This is a genomic window from Parasphingomonas zepuensis (assembly GCF_036663735.1).
In the GTDB taxonomy this organism is placed as follows: domain Bacteria; phylum Pseudomonadota; class Alphaproteobacteria; order Sphingomonadales; family Sphingomonadaceae; genus Sphingomonas.
This window is the reverse complement of record NZ_JAXOJO010000002.1, coordinates 648,024-669,289: the sequence shown is the minus strand read 5'-3', so window position 1 is coordinate 669,289 and position 21,266 is coordinate 648,024. Positions and strand designations below refer to the sequence as shown.

19 protein-coding genes are annotated in these 21,266 nt (G+C 66.3%); 12 read left to right on the top strand and 7 right to left on the bottom strand.

All coding sequences use genetic code 11. From position 1 onward, the window contains the following. Positions 1 to 13 precede the first annotated feature (13 nt). The gene (locus U1769_RS09405; RefSeq protein ID WP_332715024.1) at positions 14 to 586 is read left to right on the top strand and encodes a PRC-barrel domain containing protein; all 573 of its coding nucleotides are present in this window, start codon (positions 14 to 16) and stop codon (positions 584 to 586) included. Positions 587 to 840: 254 nt separating this feature from the next. Next, complete coding sequence (locus U1769_RS09400) at positions 841 to 4,056, top strand: TRCF domain-containing protein (protein ID WP_332715023.1); 3,216 nt, start codon at positions 841 to 843, stop codon at positions 4,054 to 4,056. A gap of 278 nt (positions 4,057 to 4,334) precedes the next feature. On the opposite strand, the gene U1769_RS09395 is transcribed toward U1769_RS09400, so the two are convergent. After that, positions 4,335 to 4,541: a hypothetical protein gene (locus tag U1769_RS09395; protein WP_332715021.1), complete on the bottom strand. Its 207-nt coding sequence runs from the start codon at positions 4,539 to 4,541 to the stop codon at positions 4,335 to 4,337. Between the two features lie 32 nt (positions 4,542 to 4,573). Next, the gene (locus U1769_RS09390; RefSeq protein ID WP_332715019.1) at positions 4,574 to 4,978 is read right to left on the bottom strand and encodes a hypothetical protein; all 405 of its coding nucleotides are present in this window, start codon (positions 4,976 to 4,978) and stop codon (positions 4,574 to 4,576) included. Between the two features lie 358 nt (positions 4,979 to 5,336). Between U1769_RS09390 and U1769_RS09385 the strand changes: the two genes are divergently transcribed. Next, positions 5,337 to 5,867 (top strand): dihydrofolate reductase family protein, encoded by a 531-nt coding sequence (locus tag U1769_RS09385; RefSeq protein ID WP_332715017.1) that lies wholly within the window; start codon positions 5,337 to 5,339, stop codon positions 5,865 to 5,867. 58 nt (positions 5,868 to 5,925) lie between these two features. On the opposite strand, the gene U1769_RS09380 is transcribed toward U1769_RS09385, so the two are convergent. Together U1769_RS09380 and U1769_RS09375 are read right to left on the bottom strand one after the other, a co-directional pair. Next, positions 5,926 to 7,071 (bottom strand): sensor histidine kinase, encoded by a 1,146-nt coding sequence (locus U1769_RS09380; RefSeq protein WP_332715015.1) that lies wholly within the window; start codon positions 7,069 to 7,071, stop codon positions 5,926 to 5,928. Continuing rightward, on the bottom strand, positions 7,056 to 7,748 hold the full coding sequence (locus U1769_RS09375) for a response regulator (RefSeq protein ID WP_332715013.1): 693 nt from the start codon (positions 7,746 to 7,748) through the stop codon (positions 7,056 to 7,058). Before U1769_RS09375 ends, U1769_RS09380 begins: the two co-directional genes overlap by 16 nt. A 160-nt stretch (positions 7,749 to 7,908) precedes the next feature. Here U1769_RS09375 and U1769_RS09370 point away from each other — a divergent pair, with 160 nt between their 5' ends. The 4 genes from U1769_RS09370 (at position 7,909) to nov2 (ending at position 11,102) form a co-directional block, all read left to right on the top strand. Continuing rightward, the gene (locus U1769_RS09370) at positions 7,909 to 8,589 is read left to right on the top strand and encodes an outer membrane protein (protein ID WP_332715011.1); all 681 of its coding nucleotides are present in this window, start codon (positions 7,909 to 7,911) and stop codon (positions 8,587 to 8,589) included. Positions 8,590 to 8,700: 111 nt separating this feature from the next. After that, the gene (locus U1769_RS09365; RefSeq protein WP_332715009.1) at positions 8,701 to 9,219 is read left to right on the top strand and encodes a DUF2141 domain-containing protein; all 519 of its coding nucleotides are present in this window, start codon (positions 8,701 to 8,703) and stop codon (positions 9,217 to 9,219) included. After that, positions 9,219 to 9,521, top strand: a complete 303-nt coding sequence (locus U1769_RS09360) for a hypothetical protein (RefSeq protein WP_332715007.1) — start codon at positions 9,219 to 9,221, stop codon at positions 9,519 to 9,521. The genes U1769_RS09365 and U1769_RS09360 overlap by 1 nt, the downstream gene beginning before the upstream one ends. Positions 9,522 to 9,632: 111 nt before the next feature. After that, positions 9,633 to 11,102, top strand: a complete 1,470-nt coding sequence (gene nov2, locus U1769_RS09355; protein ID WP_332715005.1) for a lignostilbene-alpha,beta-dioxygenase NOV2 — start codon at positions 9,633 to 9,635, stop codon at positions 11,100 to 11,102. Between the two features lie 30 nt (positions 11,103 to 11,132). On the opposite strand, the gene U1769_RS09350 is transcribed toward nov2, so the two are convergent. The 3 genes from U1769_RS09350 to U1769_RS09340 form a co-directional block, all read right to left on the bottom strand. Continuing rightward, on the bottom strand, positions 11,133 to 12,764 hold the full coding sequence (locus U1769_RS09350; RefSeq protein ID WP_332715003.1) for a GMC family oxidoreductase: 1,632 nt from the start codon (positions 12,762 to 12,764) through the stop codon (positions 11,133 to 11,135). 66 nt (positions 12,765 to 12,830) lie between these two features. After that, positions 12,831 to 14,198, bottom strand: coding sequence for an MFS transporter (locus U1769_RS09345; RefSeq protein WP_332715001.1), 1,368 nt, complete (start codon positions 14,196 to 14,198; stop codon positions 12,831 to 12,833). A 4-nt stretch (positions 14,199 to 14,202) separates the two neighbouring features. Next, the gene (locus tag U1769_RS09340) at positions 14,203 to 16,629 is read right to left on the bottom strand and encodes a TonB-dependent receptor (RefSeq protein ID WP_332714999.1); all 2,427 of its coding nucleotides are present in this window, start codon (positions 16,627 to 16,629) and stop codon (positions 14,203 to 14,205) included. A gap of 278 nt (positions 16,630 to 16,907) precedes the next feature. Here U1769_RS09340 and U1769_RS09335 point away from each other — a divergent pair, with 278 nt between their 5' ends. From U1769_RS09335 to U1769_RS09315, 5 genes are all read left to right on the top strand, one after another. Continuing rightward, positions 16,908 to 18,110 (top strand): Bcr/CflA family efflux MFS transporter, encoded by a 1,203-nt coding sequence (locus U1769_RS09335; protein WP_332714997.1) that lies wholly within the window; start codon positions 16,908 to 16,910, stop codon positions 18,108 to 18,110. Positions 18,111 to 18,178: 68 nt separating this feature from the next. Beyond that, positions 18,179 to 18,943 carry an SDR family NAD(P)-dependent oxidoreductase gene (locus U1769_RS09330; RefSeq protein ID WP_332714995.1) on the top strand — a complete coding sequence of 255 codons (765 nt, stop codon included), beginning with the start codon at positions 18,179 to 18,181 and terminating at the stop codon, positions 18,941 to 18,943. 31 nt (positions 18,944 to 18,974) lie between these two features. Then, complete coding sequence (locus U1769_RS09325) at positions 18,975 to 20,537, top strand: FAD-binding oxidoreductase (RefSeq protein WP_332714993.1); 1,563 nt, start codon at positions 18,975 to 18,977, stop codon at positions 20,535 to 20,537. Continuing rightward, positions 20,534 to 20,872, top strand: a complete 339-nt coding sequence (locus U1769_RS09320) for a c-type cytochrome (protein WP_332714991.1) — start codon at positions 20,534 to 20,536, stop codon at positions 20,870 to 20,872. Before U1769_RS09325 ends, U1769_RS09320 begins: the two co-directional genes overlap by 4 nt. Next, positions 20,869 to 21,240 carry a hypothetical protein gene (locus U1769_RS09315; RefSeq protein ID WP_332714989.1) on the top strand — a complete coding sequence of 124 codons (372 nt, stop codon included), beginning with the start codon at positions 20,869 to 20,871 and terminating at the stop codon, positions 21,238 to 21,240. The genes U1769_RS09320 and U1769_RS09315 overlap by 4 nt, the downstream gene beginning before the upstream one ends. Positions 21,241 to 21,266 lie beyond the last annotated feature (26 nt).

Sequence of the window (21,266 nt, the reverse complement as noted above, 5' to 3'; positions counted from 1 at the left end):
AAAGGAGATGCAGATGCTTGAGCTTGCCGGATGGGTTGCGCCCGTCGCGACGATGATTGCCGCCATGATGACCGCCGCCAATCTCGGCGCGCGCGTGACCGGCTGGGGTTTCGTCGTTTTTCTGGTCGGCGCGATTGCCTGGTCGGTCGTCGCGATCGCCACGGACCAGTCGAACCTCCTATGGAGCAATGCCTTTTTGGGGGTGGTCGACATCGTCGGCATCTGGCGGTGGCTCGGTCACCGGGCCAAGCTCGACGACGGCGCGGACAAGGCGCTCGAGGCAAGCGCCCGGACGGATCTCCCCACCCTGTTCCCGAGCCGCCTGATCGAGGGTGGTCCAGTCAAGGACGCGCATGGGGCGACCGTCGGCCACAGCGTCGGCGCGATGGCCGAACGCGATAGCGGTCGGCTTGCCTATCTCGTCGTCCATCACGGCGCGGTGGCGGATCTCGGTGGTCGGCATGTCGCCATACCCTGGGCCTGGCTCGAGGTCAGCGAGGATGCCTTCCTCGTGGGGCGCCGCTACGACCTCGCCAGGCTCGATCCGATCGACCCGGGAGAATGGCCGGCAGCTGTCGCCGCGTGACTGCGCACCTTGAGTCCACCGCGGAGGGGATCAGCGCATATCTGGGAGTGAAGCCGGATCGGGCAGTTCGAGATCGCTGACGCCTTACCCCGGCACCAACGCTTCCGGCCCGGCACCCCCGGCCTGGGCAAGTGATCCGCGGCGGCGCTGATCGAGATCAGTCAGAATCCTTGCCAGCTGGCGGAACGGAAGCCTCGCCCGGGGCTTGACCGGAGAGTTCATGGTTCCGCTGGGGAGCCGGGAGAAGAACCAGGATGCTCGCGAACGACCAGACGCACCAGCCGACCGCCACCGCCGATTCAGATATGACCGATCCTCCAGCCGCGGCGGCAACACCGGCCGCCGCCGGCATCATCGCCACGCGGCTCGCCGGTGCGCTGCAAGACGGAGATGTCCTGTATATCGCGGCTGACGAGCAGCGCGCCGAGGCTGTCGCCGTCCTTCTCCGCCAGGCGGCCCCCGGGGCCGATGTCGTGCATTGCCCGTCGAGTGATGCCCTGCCTGGCGACGACGCGCCTGCATCGCCCTCGAATGTCGGGCGGCGCGTCGCCGCGTTGCGCCGCGCGCGTCTGGCCGGGCGGCCGGGCAAGCGACCTTCCCTTGCCTTCATCAGCACCGCCGAAGCGGCGGCGCGCGCCTGCGCGAGCCCGGCCGCGTTCGATCTTACCCCGCCGGTCCTGGCCACCGGCGACGCGCTCGAAGGCGACGCCCTTGGCGCAATGCTTGAGGAAATCGGCTATGTCGCGGACGACCGGGTCGATGAACCCGGCGAGGTCGCCGTGCGTGGCCTCGTGATCGATCTCTATCCCGCCGACGCCGAGATGCCGGTACGCGTCGAGATCGGCGACGGCCGGATCACGTCGCTGCGGGCCTATGATCCGGTGACTCAGCTGAGCGGCGACACACTCGACCGGATCGAGATCGGCCGGGTCGCGGAACCGTCCGCGGGCGACGACTGGACCACGCTGTTCGATCACGTGCCGCACGCAGCCGTTGCGCTCGACCCAGGCGCTGCCGTACGCCGCGATCGCTTTGTGGCGCTCGCGGCCGACGCAGCCCGCCATCGACGCGACGGGCCGGCCGAACCGATCTCCGATGCCGCCGACTGGGACAGGGCGCTCGCCGATCGTAGGATGATCGACATCGCAGCCGGCACTGAGACGCCCGGCGAGCGATTTATCGAGGGTCGGATCCCGGCGCGCCGTTTTCGGCGCGTCGCCGGCGATGCCCTGGCACGCGGCGATCGCGTCATGGTGCTTGGTGCGGCGCGCGACCTCCGTTTCCTGGCGCCGCGGCTCGCGACACTGCTGAAGGTCGCGCCGATCCGCGCTGAGTCCTGGGTCGATGCCATGGCCATGGCTCCCGGCTCGCTCGTCACGCTGGAGATGGCCATCGACCGGGGCTGGGCCGACCATGGCGTTACCGTGGTGGCAGCGGCGGACCTGCTCGGCAGCCGCGCTTCCAGCGGCCAGGAAGCGGCGCATGGCCCGGACCCGCTCCGCGTGGCGCTCGGCGACATAAGGCTGGGCGATCTCGTCGTCCACGAGGCGTTTGGCGTCGGCACGGTCGCCGGGCTCGAACCGGTCGCGGACGAGAATGATGCAGGAGACGCGATCGTGCTCGACTATGCGGCCGGCGCTCGCAGGCTGGTGCCGGTCGACGATGCGGCGCGCCTGTGGCGGTATGGCGGCGATGCGGAAGCCGTCGCGCTCGACCGGCTCGACGGTGCGAGCTGGGTCAAGCGCCGCGGCGAGATCGAGGCCGCCATCGCCGAGAGCGCGCGCGGGCTCGTGGAGCTTGCGCACGCGCGCAACAGCAGGACAGCCCCCGTCATTGAACCTGATGCGGCCGGCTATGAACGCTTCGTGGACGGATTTCCATTCACGGAAACGGTCGATCAGGCGCGCGCGATCTCCGCGGTCCGGGAGGACCTTGCCACCGGCAAGCCGATGGACCGGCTGGTGGTCGGCGATGTCGGCTATGGCAAGACCGAGATCGCCTTGCGCGCGGCTGCCATGGCGGTGCTCGCCGGATATCAGGTGGCGATCGCCGCGCCCACCACGGTGCTGGTGCGCCAGCATCTCGAGGCATTCCGGAAGCGCTTCCCCCAGCATGAAGTGGCATCGCTGTCGCGCCTGTCGACCGCCGCCGAGAAGCGCGCGACGCTCGCCGGTCTGGAGGATGGCTCGACCGCGATCGTGATCGGCACCGGGGCGGTCGCCGGCAAGAATGTCCGCTACCGCAAGCTCGCCCTGGTCGTGATCGACGAGGAGCAGCGCTTCGGGACGGCCGACAAGGCCAGGCTGCGCGCGCTGTGCGGTGACGGACATGTGCTCACCCTCACCGCGACGCCCATTCCCCGCACGCTCCAGATGGCGCTGATTGGTCTTCAACAGGTCTCGGTCATCGCGACGCCGCCGGCCAGACGCCAGCCGATCCGGACCTCGGTCCAGAGCTTCGACCCGGCGACGATCCGCACTGCGCTGCTTCGCGAGAAGAGCCGCGGGGGCCAAAGCTTCGTCGTGGTACCTCGGATCGAGGATATGGAGCCGCTCGCCGAAAAGCTCCGCAAGCTGGTGCCGGACCTGTCCTTGCACCAGGCGCATGGCAAGCTGCCTGCCGTGGAGATCGACGCGGCGCTGGTGCGCTTCGCGGCAGGCGACGGCGATATCCTGCTTGCGACCAACATCATCGAGACGGGTCTGGACGTTCCGCGCGCCAACACGATGATCGTCTGGCGCGCCGACCGGTTCGGCCTGTCACAGCTGCACCAGCTTCGCGGCCGGGTCGGACGGGGCGGCCGGCGCGGGCAGATAGTGCTGACGACCGAGGCCGATACGCCGATCGCCGACAGGACCCTCAGGCGCCTCGGGACGCTCGCGACGCTAGATCGGCTCGGCGCCGGTTTCGCGATCAGCGCGCGCGACCTCGACATGCGCGGGGCCGGCGACCTGCTCGGGGACGATCAGGCGGGCCATATGCGGCTCATCGGCGTCGACCTGTACCAGCATCTGCTCGAAGCGGCCCTGCGGACGGCGCGCGGCGAGACAGTGGACGATTGGACCCCGGTCCTGAAGCTCGGTGTCCCTGGTCGTCTGCCAGAGGCGTGGATACCGGAAGCGGAAATCCGCATCGGCCTCTATTGCAGGCTGGCGCGCCTTGATGACGCGGTCGGCATCGACGCGTTCGAGGCGGAGATTGAAGACCGGTTCGGGATGCTACCGCCGGAAGCGCACCGGCTCCTCGCGACCGCGCGGCTGAAAGCCCTTGCCCGCACCCTAGGGGTGGAGCGGATCGATGCCGGCCCGTCGGCGATCGCCTTTACGATGCGCGGAGGGCAAGAGCCGCCCGCCGCCATCGCGCACCTGCTCGAGCGGAAGGGCGAACGGCTGCTACTCCAGGAGCGGATCGAGCTTGCGGACGCCCGCATGGAGCGGATTCAGGCGCTGTTCGAGGACGCGATGGACTGATCCCGCGCGCCGTCGCGATGGCGGGCGGCGCTGGCCGGCGGTCCGGCCGCGCGGCCCTATCCGGAAGGGAGGGCGCGGTGGCGACGCTATGTCGTCCGCATGCCGAATGGGATGAACTCCGCGTCCACCCTTATGGCGGCAGGACAGGTGCGCGAGGCCATCGGGCGCCACGAAAATGCTGCCGCATTCCTTTTTGGCCAACAAGATCGGATCTGCTTCCCTGGCGAAATTTCAGATCCGCCATTGCTCCTCGACGCACGGCATGGCGACCGTCCGATCTATTCGGTCGTCGCGTTGGGATTGTCGGGGCCGGAATAGCTCTTGTCGCTCTGGCCGCCATCAAAGGCGCCCCGATTCTTTCCCGTATGCGGATTGGGATAGGCACCGCCACCGCTTTCGCCGCCGCCCTTCTTCACATCGCTCACGCCGTCCCCGGCGACCGGCTCGCCTTCACCATTCGCCTGCATCGGTTGCTTGTCAGTCACATCACGTCTCCTGGGATCTCGCGGGCGCCTGATCAGGCGCCCGCTTCGGTATTGGTCGGCGGTGCCAGCGGATTCACCTGATCGGGATCGAGTTCTTCTGCGTCGTTGATCACCGCATCGCCCGCCGGTTCGCGCTCAGGCGCGGGCGGCACATCCTGGCGGTCGGTCAGCGCATCGGGCTCGTCCGGCTGGCGTCGCTCGTTCGGCTCATTCATCGCCCCTGCCCTTTCAGCCGCATAGGTCATGTGGAAGAGAACGTGCGGGGAAGGGTTAGCGATCCATCGCCTGATCCGCAGGTGTGAAGCGTTCGTCACCTTGTTCAAATCGCCGCCTTTCGCCAGCAGGAGATCAGCAGCGCGCCGGTCGAATCCTGCCGCGCGCTCGGCTGGCGCGCCCTTCCATGTGAACGATAGTTGCGGTAACTGGCATTCGGACAATAATCGACGGATCGAGCGGGAAGCCCGTCAGGACGTCGGCCGCGACATGGCCGACGTCGATTGGAAATGCAGGGACATAATAGCGCAGCCATTTCGACGGCAAACTAATATATTCAATACCTTATCGTAGCGTACCCGATGATTGTCCAGGAAAGTACTCAAGGTTTACTTTAAATCTCGAGGCCACTGGTTCGAATCCAGTCGGGCGCACCAAACCTGGCCATCCCGCTTGCGCCATGCGTTGCGCCTGCACGCGCGATCAAAAACCGATTGCGATGTGAAATCGGTCGGTCTAGCCATAACCGATTGCATAACGCAATCAGTGTCGAGACGATGCCGCGCAAGAAAGGAACAGGCTATGGCAAAGCTCGTGTTCGGAATGAACCAGTCGCTGGACGGATATGTCGACCATATGAAGTTTGCGCCAGGCCCAGCGCTTTTCCGCCACTTCATCGAGGAGGCCGAGGGTCAGGCCGGCAGTGTGTACGGTCGCCAGATGTATGAAATCATGCGCTACTGGGACGACGACCAGCCTGAATGGGACGCAGCGGAGCGCGCCTTCGCTGCCGCTTGGCGGAACCAGCCGAAATGGGTCGTGTCGCGCTCGTTGACGTCGGTCGGCCCCAATGCCACGCTGGTCGGGGACGATCTTGAGGGCGCGATCCGCGCGGTGAAGGCCGGGCGCGACGGCGAGATCGAAGTTGCCGGCCCGAACCTGGCGCACAGCCTCACCGATCTTGGCCTGATCGACGAGTATCGCATCTATGTGCATCCCGTCGTGCTCGGCCACGGCACCCCCTATTTCGCGGGAGCCCGGCCGCCGCTCCGCCTGATCGCGCATAATCGGATTGGCGAGGATGTGATCAGGTTGCGCTACGTCCCTGCCTGAACCCGCGACCCGTCCGATCGGAATTGCCGCTCAAGTCTGCGAGTCACGCCGACCGTCGTCATAGCGGAAGCCATACGGAGAAGCAGGCGCCCGACCGATCCGCGCGGTTCTTCGCGACGATCCGGCCGCCATGCGCTTCCGCGAGTTTGGACGCCAATGTCAGGCCCACGCCGCTGCCCGGTCGCCCGGCGCGCTTGTCGGCGCCGGCCCGCCAGAACGGGATGAACAGCCGTTCCGCGTCATCCGGGGAGAAACCGTCGCCTTCGTCCAGAAACTGCGTGATCGCATAGGCTCCGGAGATCGTCAGCGCTACATCGATCCGGCTACCCTCCGGCGCATGCTTCAACGCGTTGGTCAGGATGTTCGTGAAGATTTGCGTGAGGCGAACCGGATCGCCGACGAGCCGGACCGCCTCCAGGGATTCCGTCACAACCACGCCGGCGCGCGCTGCGGACGGACGGAGGTCCGCGACCGCCAGGCGCAGCACGGCATCGAGATCGATGTGCCGCAGGTCGAGACCGAGTTCGCCGGCATCGGCATGGGCGAGCGCGCGAAGATCCTCGACGAGGCGGGACAATTGCTCGACCTGACGCAGCAGCCGATCGGCTTCTCCCGTCGCGGGATCGATGACCCCGTCCGACAGCCCGTGCAAACGCCCCTTCAATATGGTCAGCGGCGTGCGCAGTTCATGCGCGATGCCCGCGGTCAGCACTGTCCGCTCCCGTTCATAGGCTTCGATGTCGGCCGCCATCCGGTTGAAGCTCTCGATCAGTTCGCCGGCTTCGCCCCTTATATCGGCCGGTTCGACACGCACCGAACGATCCCCCGCCGACACCCGGGCCGCGGCCTTCGCGACGGCCGTGATGGGCTTGCTGATGCGGCGGGCAAGGATCGTGGCGACGCTGCCGCCGGCCAGCATCGAGATCAGGCCGATCACGGCGATGAACCTGAGATCGCTTATCCCCGGCGCGTCGCCGCCATAGCGGTCGTACAGCTCGAAATATCGGTCGCTGCCGCGCTGATTGTGCCGGACGAGATATTGCAGCTCCTGCCTGGCCTTTGGCGGCAGGTGATCGGATACGCTGGAAACCTGATAATATACCGCCAGATAATAAGCGATCAGACCGACCACCATCGTGATGACGGTCATCAGGCCCGCCAGCAGGATCATCCTGGTGACGATGCGGTTCAGGATTCTGACCATAGCCGGTACCCCAATCCCCGCACGGGTTCGATCATGTCGGTGCAGCCGGCCTGACTCAGCTTCTGTCGCAACTTCGACAAATGGCTGTCGACGACGCGATCATAGGCGTCGCTGTCCGGCGATGCGGCCTCGAGCAATTCGGTGCGCGAGAACGCGCGACGCGGCTGGCGCGCCATGTGCGCCAGGATTTCGAACTCGGTCGGCGTCAGCGCGATCCTGATCGGGGCGTCGCCATCATCCCGGCGGCAGCTCACCACGCGCGCGTCCAGTTCGATCACCAGGCTGCCGACCGAAAGCGTCCGCCGTGCCGTTGCGCCCTGGGATCGTCGCAATACGGCACGAATCCGCTCGACCACTTCGGAAGGATTGAACGGCTTCACGACATAATCGTCAGCGCCAATCCTGAGCGACGACAGCTTCGTCACGTCGTCGTCGATCGCGGTGACCATGATCACGGGCGTGTCCAGCCGGCGTCTGACGCTGGTCAGGACATCGAGACCATCCCCGCCGGGCAGGCCGATATCGAGGAGGATGAGATCGGGGTGAAACTGGGCATGCGCGCGGATGGCTTCCTGCACCGTCGAGGCGCGCGCGACCTCGAACCCCGCACGCTCGACATAGGCGGCGAGCAATTCCGCGATTTCGCGCTCGTCTTCGACAATCAGGACCTTGCTCATGCCATCACCCTTCCCGGCCGTCATGGCGGGGTCGTGTTGAGGATCCATGGAGGTGTTGCTCCATCGATCCTCCATCAAATCCACCACGCACCTTCATCCCGCGCGGCCATTGGCAACTCGACGCCGGCCATCATGGCCGCCGCATCGGGGAATTTTCGACATGACACGTTCCATCATCAGCATCACTCTGATCGGCCTGACCGCGCTCGGCCTGGCCACGCCGGCATGGGCGCAGGACGATGACACGGGCATCTATGCCGTGGCCCGGGCTGGTGCATCGATCAGCCCGGAAACAAAATTCGGCCCGGACGATCTTCCGTCATCGGCCACTTTCGACGAAAAGACCAAATACAAGTCCGGCATCACCGGCCAGATCGGTGGCGGGTACGATTTCGGCATGTTCCGCGTCGAACAGACGGTGGGCTACACCAGCAACGACCTCAATCTCAAGGACAGCGACACGGGAGGCCTGGTGGGTGCGGGGCGGACACGATCCTTCACCATGAGCGTCGCCGGCTATGTCGACATCCCGGTCCACAAGGTGATCGTGCCCTATGTCGGCGGCGGGATCGGTGTCGCCCGGGTCGATGCGGAACTGTCGCGGGTCAGCAGTGCGACCGGTGTCGGCAGCAGCTATGCCGGCAAGGACTGGGGTTTGCTGCTCCACGCCGATGCCGGGATCGGGGTTCGCGTCGCGCCGAAGACGACGCTGGAGCTCGGAGGTCGCTACTCGCAGACCAGCAAGCTCAAATATGCCGGCCAAAGCGGCGGCGTGGCCACGAGTTTCGAGCCCAAGCTGCGCTCGCTCTCGGCCACGCTCGGCGTCCGCTATCTTTTCTAATCCACTGACCGTTCTGCCCCTTTCTTCCCAACAACTGGGAGCGGCGATCCACCCCCACCGGTCGGATCGCTGCACGGGCAGCCACGTCCCCTTCTTCGAGGATCGCTGAAGATGCTGATCAAATTCACCGCATTTGCCGTGCTCGCCGCGGCGCCGGCACCGCTGCTCGCCGCAACACCGGCACCCACAGGCGACCAGCAGGAGTGCCGGGCCTCCTCGCCCGGCATCCGGGTTACCGTCGCCGGCATGAAGGACCGGGCCGGCGTGCTGAAGCTCGAGCTCTATCCGGCCAACCAGGCCGATTTCCTGAAGGATGACCAGGCATTGCTCAAGGCCGGCAAGGTGTTCCGGCGGATTCAGGCGCCGGTACCGCGCCAGGGGGCGGTCAGCCTGTGTATCGCCACCCCGAGCACCGGCCGTTACGCAGTGATCGTCATTCACCAGCGCTCCGGCAAACCCAAATTCAGCATAGCGAAGGATGGCATCGGGGTACCCGGCAACGACAGGCTCGGCCGCAAGCGACCGACCGTCGAACAGGCGTCAGTCGTCGTGGAAAGCGGTGTCGCGACGGCAACCGTCACGATGCAATATCTGCGCGGACTGGCCGGCTTCGGGCCGGTGGCCGAGTGATGTTCTATCCCGCCGACATCAGCCCCGGCAGCTGGGTCTTCCCGGCGAACCGGGCGCGTCGCCGCAGACCGGCCGCCAGCACCACAAGCGCGGCCCGCAGGGCGCTCGGAAGGGCGCGCCCCCCGTGGCCGCGCCTCGGCGGGGCGGTCGGCTGGCTGGCCATGGGAACCGCCGCGATCACGCTCGAACGCGTGCTATATCGACTCCTGGAGGACGATCTGATCGCCACGATGACCGTCATGATCCTGACCATCCTCCTGCTCACCCTGTTAGGGCCATTGCTGCAGACGCCGCGCCGCTGAGCGCAGGGCGCCGACCATTCGCACAGCATCATGCCCCGAACCTTGAACTCAATTCTATCACCTGTTACTATTCGTGCAACAATGATCACATTGGCGCATGGAGAGAGTAGCTTGGTCGCATTTCCCCGTACCGTGCACTTCACGGGACTCAACCAGCCGGTCCGGATCGAGGCATCGGCGCAGAACCTGCCGGTCGAAGGCACCATCCCGCCCGAGATCCAGGGCGCCTTTTTCCGTGCGGTGCCGGATCCGGCGCATGCGCCGCTGTTCGAAGACGATATCGCGCTGTCGGGCGACGGCATGGTCGCGCGCTTCCTGTTCGAGAATGGCAGCGTGGATTACGACATCCGCTACGTCCGCACCGCGCGCTACGAGGCGGAGCGCAAAGAGCGCCGCGCCCTGTTCGGCCAGTATCGCAATCCCTTCACCGACGATCCCTCCGTGGCGGGCGTTGACCGCACCGTCGCCAATACCACGCCGATCTGGCACGCCGGGCGGCTGTTCATGACCAAGGAGGATGGCCGCGCCTATGAGGTGAATCCCCATACGCTCGAGACGATCGGCTCCTGGGACTATTATGGCGCGCTGCGATCGCAGACGATGACCGCGCACGCTCGGGTCGATCCGGTGACGGGCGAAATGTTCTTCTTCGGCTATGAAGCCGGCGGCTATTGCGATCCCAACGTCGCCTATTGCATCGCCGACAAGGATGGCAATCTCGTGTCGGAGCAATGGTTCGAGCAGCCCTATCTCTCGACCATGCACGATTTCGCGATCACCGAGCATCACGCGATCTTCCCGATCTTCCCCACCACCACCGATCTGGACCGGCTGAAGGCGAAGGGCCCCAAATGGGCGCATCAGCAGGATCTGGAAAGCTGGGTCGGGATCATGCCGCGCTACGGCAAGGTCGGGGAGATGCGCTGGTTCCGCGGGCCCAAGGGTGTCTCTGCGTTCCACATCATGAACGCCTATGCCGATGGCGATCTCGTCCATCTCGATCTGTGCCTGTCCGATACCAACGCCTTTTCCTTCATGCGCGAGGCCGGCGGCATTCACCGGTCGCAGCAGGAGCTTGGCGGCGGCCTGATCCGCTGGACCTTCGATCTGTCCCGCCCGGGGGAAGATTTCGAGGTGCGGCCGCTTGGGCCGCCCGGGGACATGCCCCGCATCCGCGATGCCGATCAGGGCCGTCCCTATCGAGCCGGCTGGTATTGCACGATCAATCCCCAGGGCGGGCCGCCGCTTGCGGGCGGGCCGGTGGGCGTCGCGTTCAACATGCTGTTGCGTATCGAGCCCGGCAATGGGCGCATCGAGGCGCTGCCGATGGATTTCGGCATGGGCCTGAACGAGCCGGTGCATATCCCCTCGCCCGGTCCGCTGCACGATGGCTGGCTGATGTTCGTCGTCGATCGCCAGACCGGCGAAGAAAGCCATGAATCCGAATTGTGGATCGTCGACGCCGGTGCGATCGGCAAGGGCCCGGTCGCGACGGTGAAAATGCCGGTGCGGATGCGCCCGCAGGTGCACGGAACCTGGGTGCCAGCCGCCGAGCTCGCCAAGGCACGGGCTGACAGCTGAGCGGCCGAACGCTTCGGCTCGGATCGGGCGTTACGCCGCCTGGCTGAGCCGGTTGTGGCGCAGCGTCCGGAGCACGTGATCGGCGCCCTTGTCGCCGATCATGATCGCCGTCGCATTGGTGTTGCCCGCGGGCAGCGATGGCATCACCGAGGCATCCGCCACCCACAGCCCGTCGATCCCCCGCACGCGCAGATCGGCGTCGAGCACTGCCATGTCGTCATCGGCGCGGCCGATCTTGCAGGTGCCGACCGGGTGGTAGAGCGTGATCGACGCCATCCGCACATATTCGCGCAGGTCGGCCGGCGATGCGAAGATCTCGCCGGGGCGGACCTCCCCGGTCACGAACCGTGCGATCGCCGGCTGCGCCATGATGCCGCGGGCAATGCCGATCCCTTCGACGATCTGGTCGATGTCGTCGTCGCTGCCGAGCAACTGGTGCCGGATCACTGGCGGGGCGAGCGGGTCGCTCGATCGCAGCGTGATGGAGCCGCGATGGCTCGTCCGCATCAGCCCGATCAGCGTCGAGACCGACGGCTTGTCGCGCAGCACCAGCCGCCCGCGCTCGTCGAGATCGAAGGCGAAGGCAGCGAACGCGATCTGCAGATTGGGCGCCGGCAGCTCCGGCCGGCTCTTCACCAGCGCCTGGGCGTGCGCGATCGAGGTGGTCAGGATGCCCTGCCGGCTGAGCGCGAAGCGCGCCACCTGCAGCGCCGCGCGCCACCCCTTCGCTTCGTTGTTGAGCGTCGCGACATTGACCTCGTTGACCAGATGCGTGCCGACATGATCCTGCAGGTTGCGGCCCACGCCGGGCAGGTCATGCACCAGCGGAACGCCGACTTCGGCAAGATGCGCGGCCGGGCCGATGCCCGACAGCATCAGCATGCGCGGGCTGTTCATCGCGCCCGCGCACAGCACTACGCCGGCGCGGGCGCTGATCGTCCTGGTCTGGCCGCCCTGGGTGCAGACGATGCCGGTCGCCCGGCCGTCTTCCACCACGATCTTCAGCACCTGCGCTTCGAGCAGGACCTCGAGCTGCTCGCGGTGCGGCGAACTATGGATATAGGCCGTGGCAGACGAGCATCGCATGCCGCCCCGCTGCGAGACCTGGACATAGTCCACCCCCTCGGCGATCTCGCCATTGAGGTCCTTCGATCGGGAATGGCCGGCCGAAACGGCCGCTGCGACCCATGCATCGGTGATCGGGAAGCGCGCCCTGCCCTCGGACACCGCCAGCGGACCGCCCTTCCCGCGCCACGCATCGGCGCCGCGCTCATTATCCTCCATGCGCCGGAAATAGGGCAGCACGGAGCGATAGTCCCAGCCATCGGCGCCGAGCTCGGCCCAGTGATCGTAATCCCAGCTATGGCCGCGGATGAACATCATCCCGTTGATCGCGCTGCCGCCACCGAGCCGCTTGCCGCCCGGCCAGATATCCGCCCGCCCGCCGATCGAGGGATCGGGCTCGGCCTGGTAGCACCAGTCGAAATCGGGATGCTGCACGACGGCGCTGGTCAACGCCGGAATCCGCGAGCGATAATGTCGGTCGCTGGCGCCCGCCTCGACCAGCAGCACGCGGTACCGCCCGTCCTCGGCCAGGCGCGCGGCCATGGCGCAGCCGGCCGAGCCGCCGCCGATCACGATCAAGTCGAATTCGTCCGCCATCGCTCGCTCTCCATCGGCTGTTTTGGCTGCAGACCAGTCGCCGCAACAATATCAGCCGTTACTATTTCACGAAGCGTTGCCACGCCGCGCCGCCGGAATCAATGCCACGCCCGCCGCCAGGACGAGGACCGGCGCGACCAGCGCCAGCAGGAACATGTCCGGCGCCACCCCGGCAGCGATCATCCAGCCGCCTGCCAGGGGCCCGGCGATCGCGCCGATGCGCGCGACGGCTACGGCGAATCCGATTGCCGCCGACAACAGCTGCGGCGGATAGAAGCTTGTGCCGATCGGCATGATGGCGAGGTGCGCGCCCGAAATACCGCAACCGACGGCCAGTAGCAGCAATCCCCAGCCCATCAGGGTCGCCGGGACGATGCTGAAGCCGACGAGCGCGAGCGCCACGAGGAGGTAAAGCGTGATCATCGCAGCGACCGTCATCGCGCGATCGAGGAACCAGGAAAGCGCCAGCGCACCGGCCAGTCCACCGAACTGCACCAGCGACGACAGCCGCGCGGCCATGTCGATCGAGAAACCCGCCTGGGGGAGCAAGGTCGGCAGCCAGCTCGTCAGCGTGTAGAGCGCCATGGCGTTGAGCGTGTAGAGACCGGCGAAGACGAACGTGGCCAGGCGATAAGGGCGTTCCAGCAGGGCAAGCATCGCCAGGCGCGGACGCCGCGGCGAAACCGACGGCGCGGTTCCGTCCGGCAGTCCGGCGGGCTTAAAATCCAGCCTCAACCGCCGCACCACCCTGCCCAGCCCTGCCATGTCGCCCCGCGCCAGCAACAGCTTCGGCGATTCCGGCAGGGCGACGAACAGGAGGGCGGCGATCGCCAGCGTCACCACCCCGGAGGCGATGAAGATCATCGGCCATCCGCCTGCCGCCACCAGCAGCGGTACGAGCATGCCCGCACCGATCGCCCCGATCGAGATGCCGCACGATACGATGGTGATGATGGCGGCGCGGCGCCGGCGCGGCGCGAGTTCTGCCGCGAGCGCGGTCACATTGGGCAGGCAGGCGCCCAGCGCGAGGCCAGTCGCCAGCCGCCACAAGGTGAAGCCCCAGATCGAGGTGCCGGACGCCGTGCCGAGCGTGGTCAGGCCGATCGCCACGGTCGAAACCAGGATTACCGGCCGCCGCCCATAACGATCGCCAAGCGGGGCGAGCAGCACGGCGCCGCCGCCAAGCCCGACCAGCACGGCCGACAGCGCAATGCCGAAGCCGCCCGCCGCCAGATCCCATTGCCGCACGATATGGGGGACCGCGAGCGGCATGGCCGACAGATCATAGCCGTCGATGATCATCACCAGCGCGCACAGCAGCAGCGGCAGCAGCAAGGGCCCGGAGAGGCGGCCATCATCGATCGCCGCCTCCAGCGCACTTGCCGCGTCCTGTCTGCCAATGCCGGGCGTCGCCTGATCCTCCCCCGTGATCACCCGTTCAGAAACGGCGCTTGAGCGTCAGCTTCCACTCGCGCGGACGGCCCACTACCCCGGTCACCACACCGTAATTGCCGGCATTCTCATTCTGTCCGACATAGTAGAATTTATCGAACAGGTTGGTGACGCCCAGGCTGAGGCTCCAGTCGTCATCGGCGGTGGCGTAGGTCACGCGGCCGTTGAAGATGCTGCGCCCCGCGACTTCGCTGAGCGGCGCATTATTGGCGTTGTAAAAGAAGCTCGACTGATAGGCCCAGTCGAGCCGCGGGGTGAGCGAACCGATGTCGCCCAGACCGGCGGCATATTGAATGCCCGCCGATGCCTGCCAGTCGCTGATGAACGGTGCCGTCATGTCCAGCGTGACGCCGGTGGCCGGATTTACCTTCTTGTACTTGAAATCGAGATAGCCGACCGAGCCGTCGATCGTCAGGCCTTTCGCCGGATGTAGCGCTGCTTCGAGCTCGAAACCCTTGACCGTGGCATCGCCGGCATTGGCCGGCATGCTGCAATTCACGCTCACGCTGCCGGCGCATTGGTACAGCGTCAGCTGCAGATCGTCATAATTGTTGTAGAAGGCGGCCCCGTTCAGCCGCACCGCGCGATCGAGCAGATCGGCCTTGAAGCCCACTTCATAGGTGGTCAGCGATTCCGGACCGAACGGCACGACCTGATCGGGCACATAGGGCCGCGGATTGACGCCGCCGCCCTTGAAGCCGGTCGACACCTGGGCATAGACCATCAGCGCCGGGCTGAAGCGATAGTTCGCGCCGAGCCGATAGTCGAAGCGATCGCCGGCATAGGTCCCGCTCAGCCCGTCCAGCCCCGCCACCGTGAAATTCTGCGTCAGCGGGATGCCGGACGGCAAGGTGCCGTCCGGATTGCGGCGGCTGAAGACATAGGTCTTCTTGTCGTCGGTGTAGCGGATGCCGCCGATGATGTTGAAATTTTCGAACGGATGCAGCTCGACATGGGCAAAGGCCGATTTGCTGGTGTTGGTCACCGGATCGTCGCTGAGGAAATCGAACAGCACCGTCGGAATATGCATGCGGTTCCGCAGCAGATCGTCCGCATCATAATAGAAACCGCCGACCGTGAAGTCCGCGAAACTGCCGACCTTGCCGCTCAGCCGCAATTCCTGGGTGAACTGCTTGTGGGTCTGGCGGAACTCCTGCAGCGTGATCGTCAGCGGCGATCCGTCGGTGTCGATACCGGCCCGGCCGCTGGCCTCACGATAGGCCGTGATCGACTTGATCGAGAGGGCGTCCGAAAACTGGTAATCGATCGTGGCGGCGACGCCCCAGCTCTTCGCTTCGCTCTCCGGATCGGTGTTGAAGGTACCGGGCACGATCTGTTGCGGCACGCCGAACACGGTCGTGTAATTGCCGCCGTTCGAATAGGTGGCGTAGCTGGTGTAGCTTTTCGGCCCGGTCAGGAAACGGCTGTCGAACGGAACGCCGCTGGCCGGGTCACCCGCCACATAGCTGCGCACTGACGGGTTGTTGGCATATTCCAGCTTGGTCGCCACGGCTTCCGACTTGTCCACCGCGACGTCGCCGACCAGGTTGATTTCCAGCGGTGAGCCGGCCGGCGCGTAGCGCAGCGCCAGGCGGCCGGCATAGAGTTGCTGCCCGCCCTCGCTCCCGATCTTGCAATCGCCGCCGCCGGCCGATGGCTGCGCGGGGATGCCCTGGCCCGGGTTGGCGCATCCGAAATCCAGGAGATCCATATAGCCGTCAGCATATTTCGCGACGCCGGACACCCGCGCCGAAAGGTCCTCGCTGATCCTGATATTGGCGCTGCCGCGCGCCTCGATCCGGTTGTACGCGCCATAGCTTGCCTCGAAGAAGCCGCCGCCATTGCCGTCGGGCTTGCGCGAGAAGAGCTTCACTGCGCCGCCGACCGAATTCTTTCCGGCGAGCGTGCCCTGCGGGCCGCGCAGCACCTCCACCCGATCGAGATCGGTCAGGTCGAACACCGCGCCGAAGGTGGTGCCGTAATAGACGTCGTCGATATAGATGCCGACGCCCGGCTCGAGCGCGAAGCTGGAATCGCTCTGGCCGACGCCGCGGATAAAGGCGCTGACCGCATTGCCGTTGAGCGAAGTCGCCGAAGTGAGGTTCACGTTCGGCGAGAAGGCACCGATATCGATCACGCTGGATTGGCTGCGCGCCTCGAGCGTCCGGGAATCCATCGCGGTGATCGCGATCGGCGTATCCTGCAGCCGCTGTGCGCGGAACTGCGCGGTGACCACGATATCGCCAACGCCCTGATCGACCTGTTCGCTGGACTGGTCGGCGCTCGGCGCCGCGGCGGGCGCATTGCCGTCATTGGACTGAGCCCTGGCCGGCTGAGCGACAGCCAGCGTCAGCGCCCCCAGGCTCGAGGCGGCCAATGTGTGCGCCAGAAAACGAACGGTCGATGTCGGCATATCAATCCTCCCCAAAAGATCCTGTGAGGAGGCAGCCGATGCTTGGCCCCTCCCCGTTTTTTTGACCGCTTCGCGCGATTCGTATCGGCTATCTACTAACGTTCGTTATTGTTGCCCACGCGCTCCGTCAACCGGCCGAGCGCGCATATCGTCATAATCAAAATCTAGTATATTGTTTTATAACGATTTTCTGTGATTTCCTCTGGAGGCCTCTTGCAGGTTGTCTTTTACAACTATAACAAACGATATCTGATAAACAAAAGCAGAGGAGAGAAGGATTGGGGGAGCTCGCCGGAGCGCGAACGGCCGGACCATCGCTGCTGCGGTTGGGGCTGACGCTTGGCCTGCTGTCCGTGCTCGGACCGATTTCGATCGACCTGTACCTCCCGGCTTTTCCGACGATCGCGCGGGATCTCGCCGCGTCGCCGAGCGACGTGCAGCGCACGCTTTCCATTTTCTTCCTGGCCCTGGCGCTCGCCCAGATCCCGATCGGCGCGTTCGGCGATCGCTACGGGCGCAAGCCCATACTGCTGATCGGGCTGGCGCTGTTCGTCGGCGCGTCGATTGCCTGTGCGCTCGCCGCCGATATCGGCTCGCTACTCGCGCTGCGCTTCGTCCAGGGCCTCGGCGTCTGCGCCGGCACGGCCGTGTCGCGCGCGATCATCCGCGATCTCAGGACCGGGCATGAGGCAGCGCGCCTGATGGCGGTCAGCTTCCTGATCATCGGCCTGTCCCCGATCATCGCACCTTTGCTCGGCAGCCTGTTGCTGACGCTGCTTTCCTGGCGCGGCCTGTTCCTGCTGCTCGCCGGTCTCGGCGTCGCCTCGCTGGCGCTGGTGCATTTCGCCCTGTCGGAATCGCTCCCGCGCGAGCGACGCGTCCACGCGGGAACGCCGATCCTGCCGGGCATCGTCGGTCCGCTGCGCGACGCGCGCTTCGTGGGCGGCGCGGTGGTAGCCGGGCTCGCCACCACCATCCCCTTTGCTTATGTCACCGCCGCGCCGTTCGTATACACCGGCATCTTCGGGCTGGATGCACGGACCTACAGCCTGTTGCTAGCGCTCAATGCCGTCTGTTCGATCGGCTCGACGCAGCTGTCGCCCGGGCTGATGCGCCGCTGGGGGCCGCGCAATGTGCTGGTGCGCATCAGTCTGGCTGGCGCGCTGTTAACCGGCATTGCCGGGCTGCTGCTCGTCTCGGGGCAGCTGAACCTCATCCTGTTCCAGGGTTATTCGATGCTGCTCTTCGCGCTCGCTGGCCTGCTGCTTACGCCTGCGGCGATCTCGGCGATGGACTCGGGCAAGGGCGGCGCGGGCGCCGCGGCGGGCATGCTCGGCGCGCTGCAGCTCGTCGTCGTTGCTATCGCCAGCGCCGCCGTGTCGGTCTTCCCCACTTTCTCGCTGGCGCCGCTGATCGGCGTGCTGGGCAGCGCCCTGCTGCTCGCCTGGCTGCTCAGCCTCACGCGCGCTGCGGCCGATTGACAGTGCGCGGCATGCCTGAAACAATCACGAACGTTACGATAAGAGCGAACAGCTCGGGAGAGGCTTGAATGAACCCTGACGGCAAGGTCGCGATCGTCAGCGGCGGCGCTTCCGGTCTCGGCGAAGCGACGGCGCAGGCGCTGGCAGCGGCGGGCGCCACGGTAGCCGTGCTCGATATCACCCCATCTCACCTGCCCTGCCTGCATCATTTCAGCTGCGATCTCACTGACCCACGCAGTACCAAGACGGCGGTCGACGCCGTCATGGCGCGCTTCGGGCGGATCGATATTTGCGTGAACTGCGCCGGCATCGGCGGCATCGGCCCGATCGCCTCGCCGGCCGGTCCGGGCGATCTCGACGCCTTCCGCCGCGTGATCGAGGTCAACCTGCTCGGCGCGGTCGATCTCACCCGGCACGCCGCCCATCACATGATCGCCAACCAGGGCGAAGGCCCGGACGGCGAGCGCGGCGTGATCGTCAACGCGGCCTCGATCGCCTCCTTCGAAGGCCAGCAGGGCATGGGCGCCTATACCGCCTCCAAGGCCGCCCTCGCCGCCCTGACTTTGGTCTGGGCGCGCGATCTGTCGGCGTTCGGCATCCGTGCCATGTCGATCGCCGCCGGCTTCTTCGCGACGCCGATGACGGCGGTGTTGCCGCAGGATCTCGTCGACGAACTGCTCGACACCGTCGAGTTCCCCCGACGCGCCGGACAGGCCAGCGAGTTCGCCGACCTCGCCCTGTTCATCGTGCGCAGTCCGCTGCTCAACGGCGAGGTGATCCGCCTCGATGGCGGCACCCGCGCCCCGGCCCGCACTCGCTGGACCGCACAGTAATGCTCACCCCATTTTCGATCGAGGAATTACCATGGCGGACATGATCCTGCCGCCGGGCTTGTCCCGCGCCGCCTTCGCCACGGCAAGGCGCGGCTTCGAGGCCGCCGTAGGCGCCGGCAACGCCTTTTTCGACGATCTCGACCGCGACACCTATGCCGACAAGTTCGCGGTCGACGACACTGGCCACCTTCCGCTTGGCGCCGTCGCCCCGGCCAGCGCCGAGGAGGTACAGGCGATCGTGCGGATCGCGGCCCAGTACAAGGTGCCGCTCTGGCCGATCAGCCGCGGCAAGAATCTGGGCTATGGCGGCTCCGCCCCGCTGCTGTCCGGATCAGTGATCGTCGATCTGTCGCGCATGAAGAAGATCGAGGTCGACGAAGCCAATGGCACGGTGCTGCTGGAGCCCGGGGTCGGCTTCTACGATCTGTACGACTATCTCCAGGCCAACAAGATCAAGCTCTGGCTCTCGGTACCCGGCAACAGCTGGGGCTCGGTTGCCGGCAACGCGCTCGATCGCGGTGTCGGCTACACCCCTTATGGCGAGAACACCGCCAATATCTGCGGCATGGAAGTCGTGCTGCCTGACGGCGACATCGTCCGCACCGGCACTGGCGCGCTCGGCGGCTCCCCGACCTGGCAGCTCTATCGCTATGGCTTCGGGCCGAGCTGGGATCAGATGTTCGTCCAGTCCAATTTCGGCATCGTGACCAAGCTCGGCATGTGGCTGATGCCCGAGCCCGAGAGCGTCATGGGCATGGACCTGGAATTCGACCGGCCGGAGGATCTCGGCCCGCTGATCGATACGCTCGGGCCGCTGCGCCGCGAGCGGCTGCTCCAGCAATCCCCCACGATCGGCAACTGGCTGCGTGCCGCGGCCATCCTCACCACGCGCGGCGAGTGGACCAATCAACCCGGTGCGCTCTCCGATGCGGTGATCGCGGCGATCCGCAAGAAGTTCGGCATGGGCTGGTGGGGCGTCAGCCTGAGGCTTTATGGCCGAGAGGACGTCAACAAGGCGGCCTATGCCGTACTCGAACGAGCGATGAGCGCGCTGAAGCCGATGTCGATCAAGCCGACCAGCTGGCGCCGGGGCGAAGCTGCCGAGCAGAGCGGCTGGTTCGGCGTGCCCCTGACCTTCCCGATGCAGAATGCCAACTGGCATGGCGGACGCGGCGGCCATATCGGCTTCTCGCCGATACTGCCTCAGTCGGGTGCCCGCGCGATGCGCCAGTTCGAACGCACCTATGCCCGCTACAAGGAGTTCGGCATGGATTATCAGGCGAGCTTCGCGTTCGGCGAACGGCACCTGATCAACGTCAACGCGGTGCTGCTCGACAAGGACGATCCGGCGCTGCTCAAGCGAGTCGATCCGTTCCTGCGCGCTCTGGTCGCCGATGCCCGGGCCGAGGGGTACGGCGAATATCGCACGCATCTCGATTATATGGACACGGTCGCCGGCACCTATGATTTCAACGACCATGCGCTGATGCGCCTGAACGAGAAGGTGAAGAACGCGCTCGATCCGGCCGGCATTCTCGCACCGGGCAAGAGCGGCATCTGGCCGGAACGCTATGCAAAGGAACGGGGCAAATGAGGGTGCGCGCCATCCTGCTCGTCGCCGCGGCAGCGATTCCGCTTGCTGGTCTCGCCGCCCAGTCTTCGTCGCCGCCGGCGGGCAACGGGCAGGCCCTCTATCAGGAAAAATGCGCGATGTGCCACGGCAAGGTAGGCATGGGCACCGGCCTGCTGGCCCGTCGCGTGCAGCCGCCGATGCTGGCGGAGCGCACTGATCTGACCGCCGATTACGTCGTCCAGGCCGCGCGCAGCGGGATCGGCAACATGCCCGCGATCCCGCGCGGCGAGGCCAGCGACGCACAGCTCGACGCCATCGCTGCCTGGCTCGCCGCCGGCCCCACGGCGCGCAAGTGAAACGCCGGCACTTCCTCGCGACCCTGCTCGCCACAGCCGGCAGCGTCGCGGTCGCTCCGGCACACACCGCCGGCCTGACGAAGCGCCGGATCTGGGTCTATGATCCGGCTCTCCCGGCGATCGCGCCGCTGGTCGAGGCTGCGCGTGCGACGGGCGACGATATCCGCGCGGTCGAAGGCGACCGCATCCGCTTCGCGCACGACATGGTCGGCATAGGGACTGCGTCCCTGACCGGCGTCACCCGCTACGCGGATTTCCTGATGCTGAGCGGCGTGGCCGCGGAAGCTGGCTACCGAATCGTGTCGCAGGCGCTGTTGCCGGGCAGCAGCGGCGCTGCGATCTCATGGACCCTGCAACGCCGGCGCTAGCGAAAGAAAGTCCCGACTTACCCCAA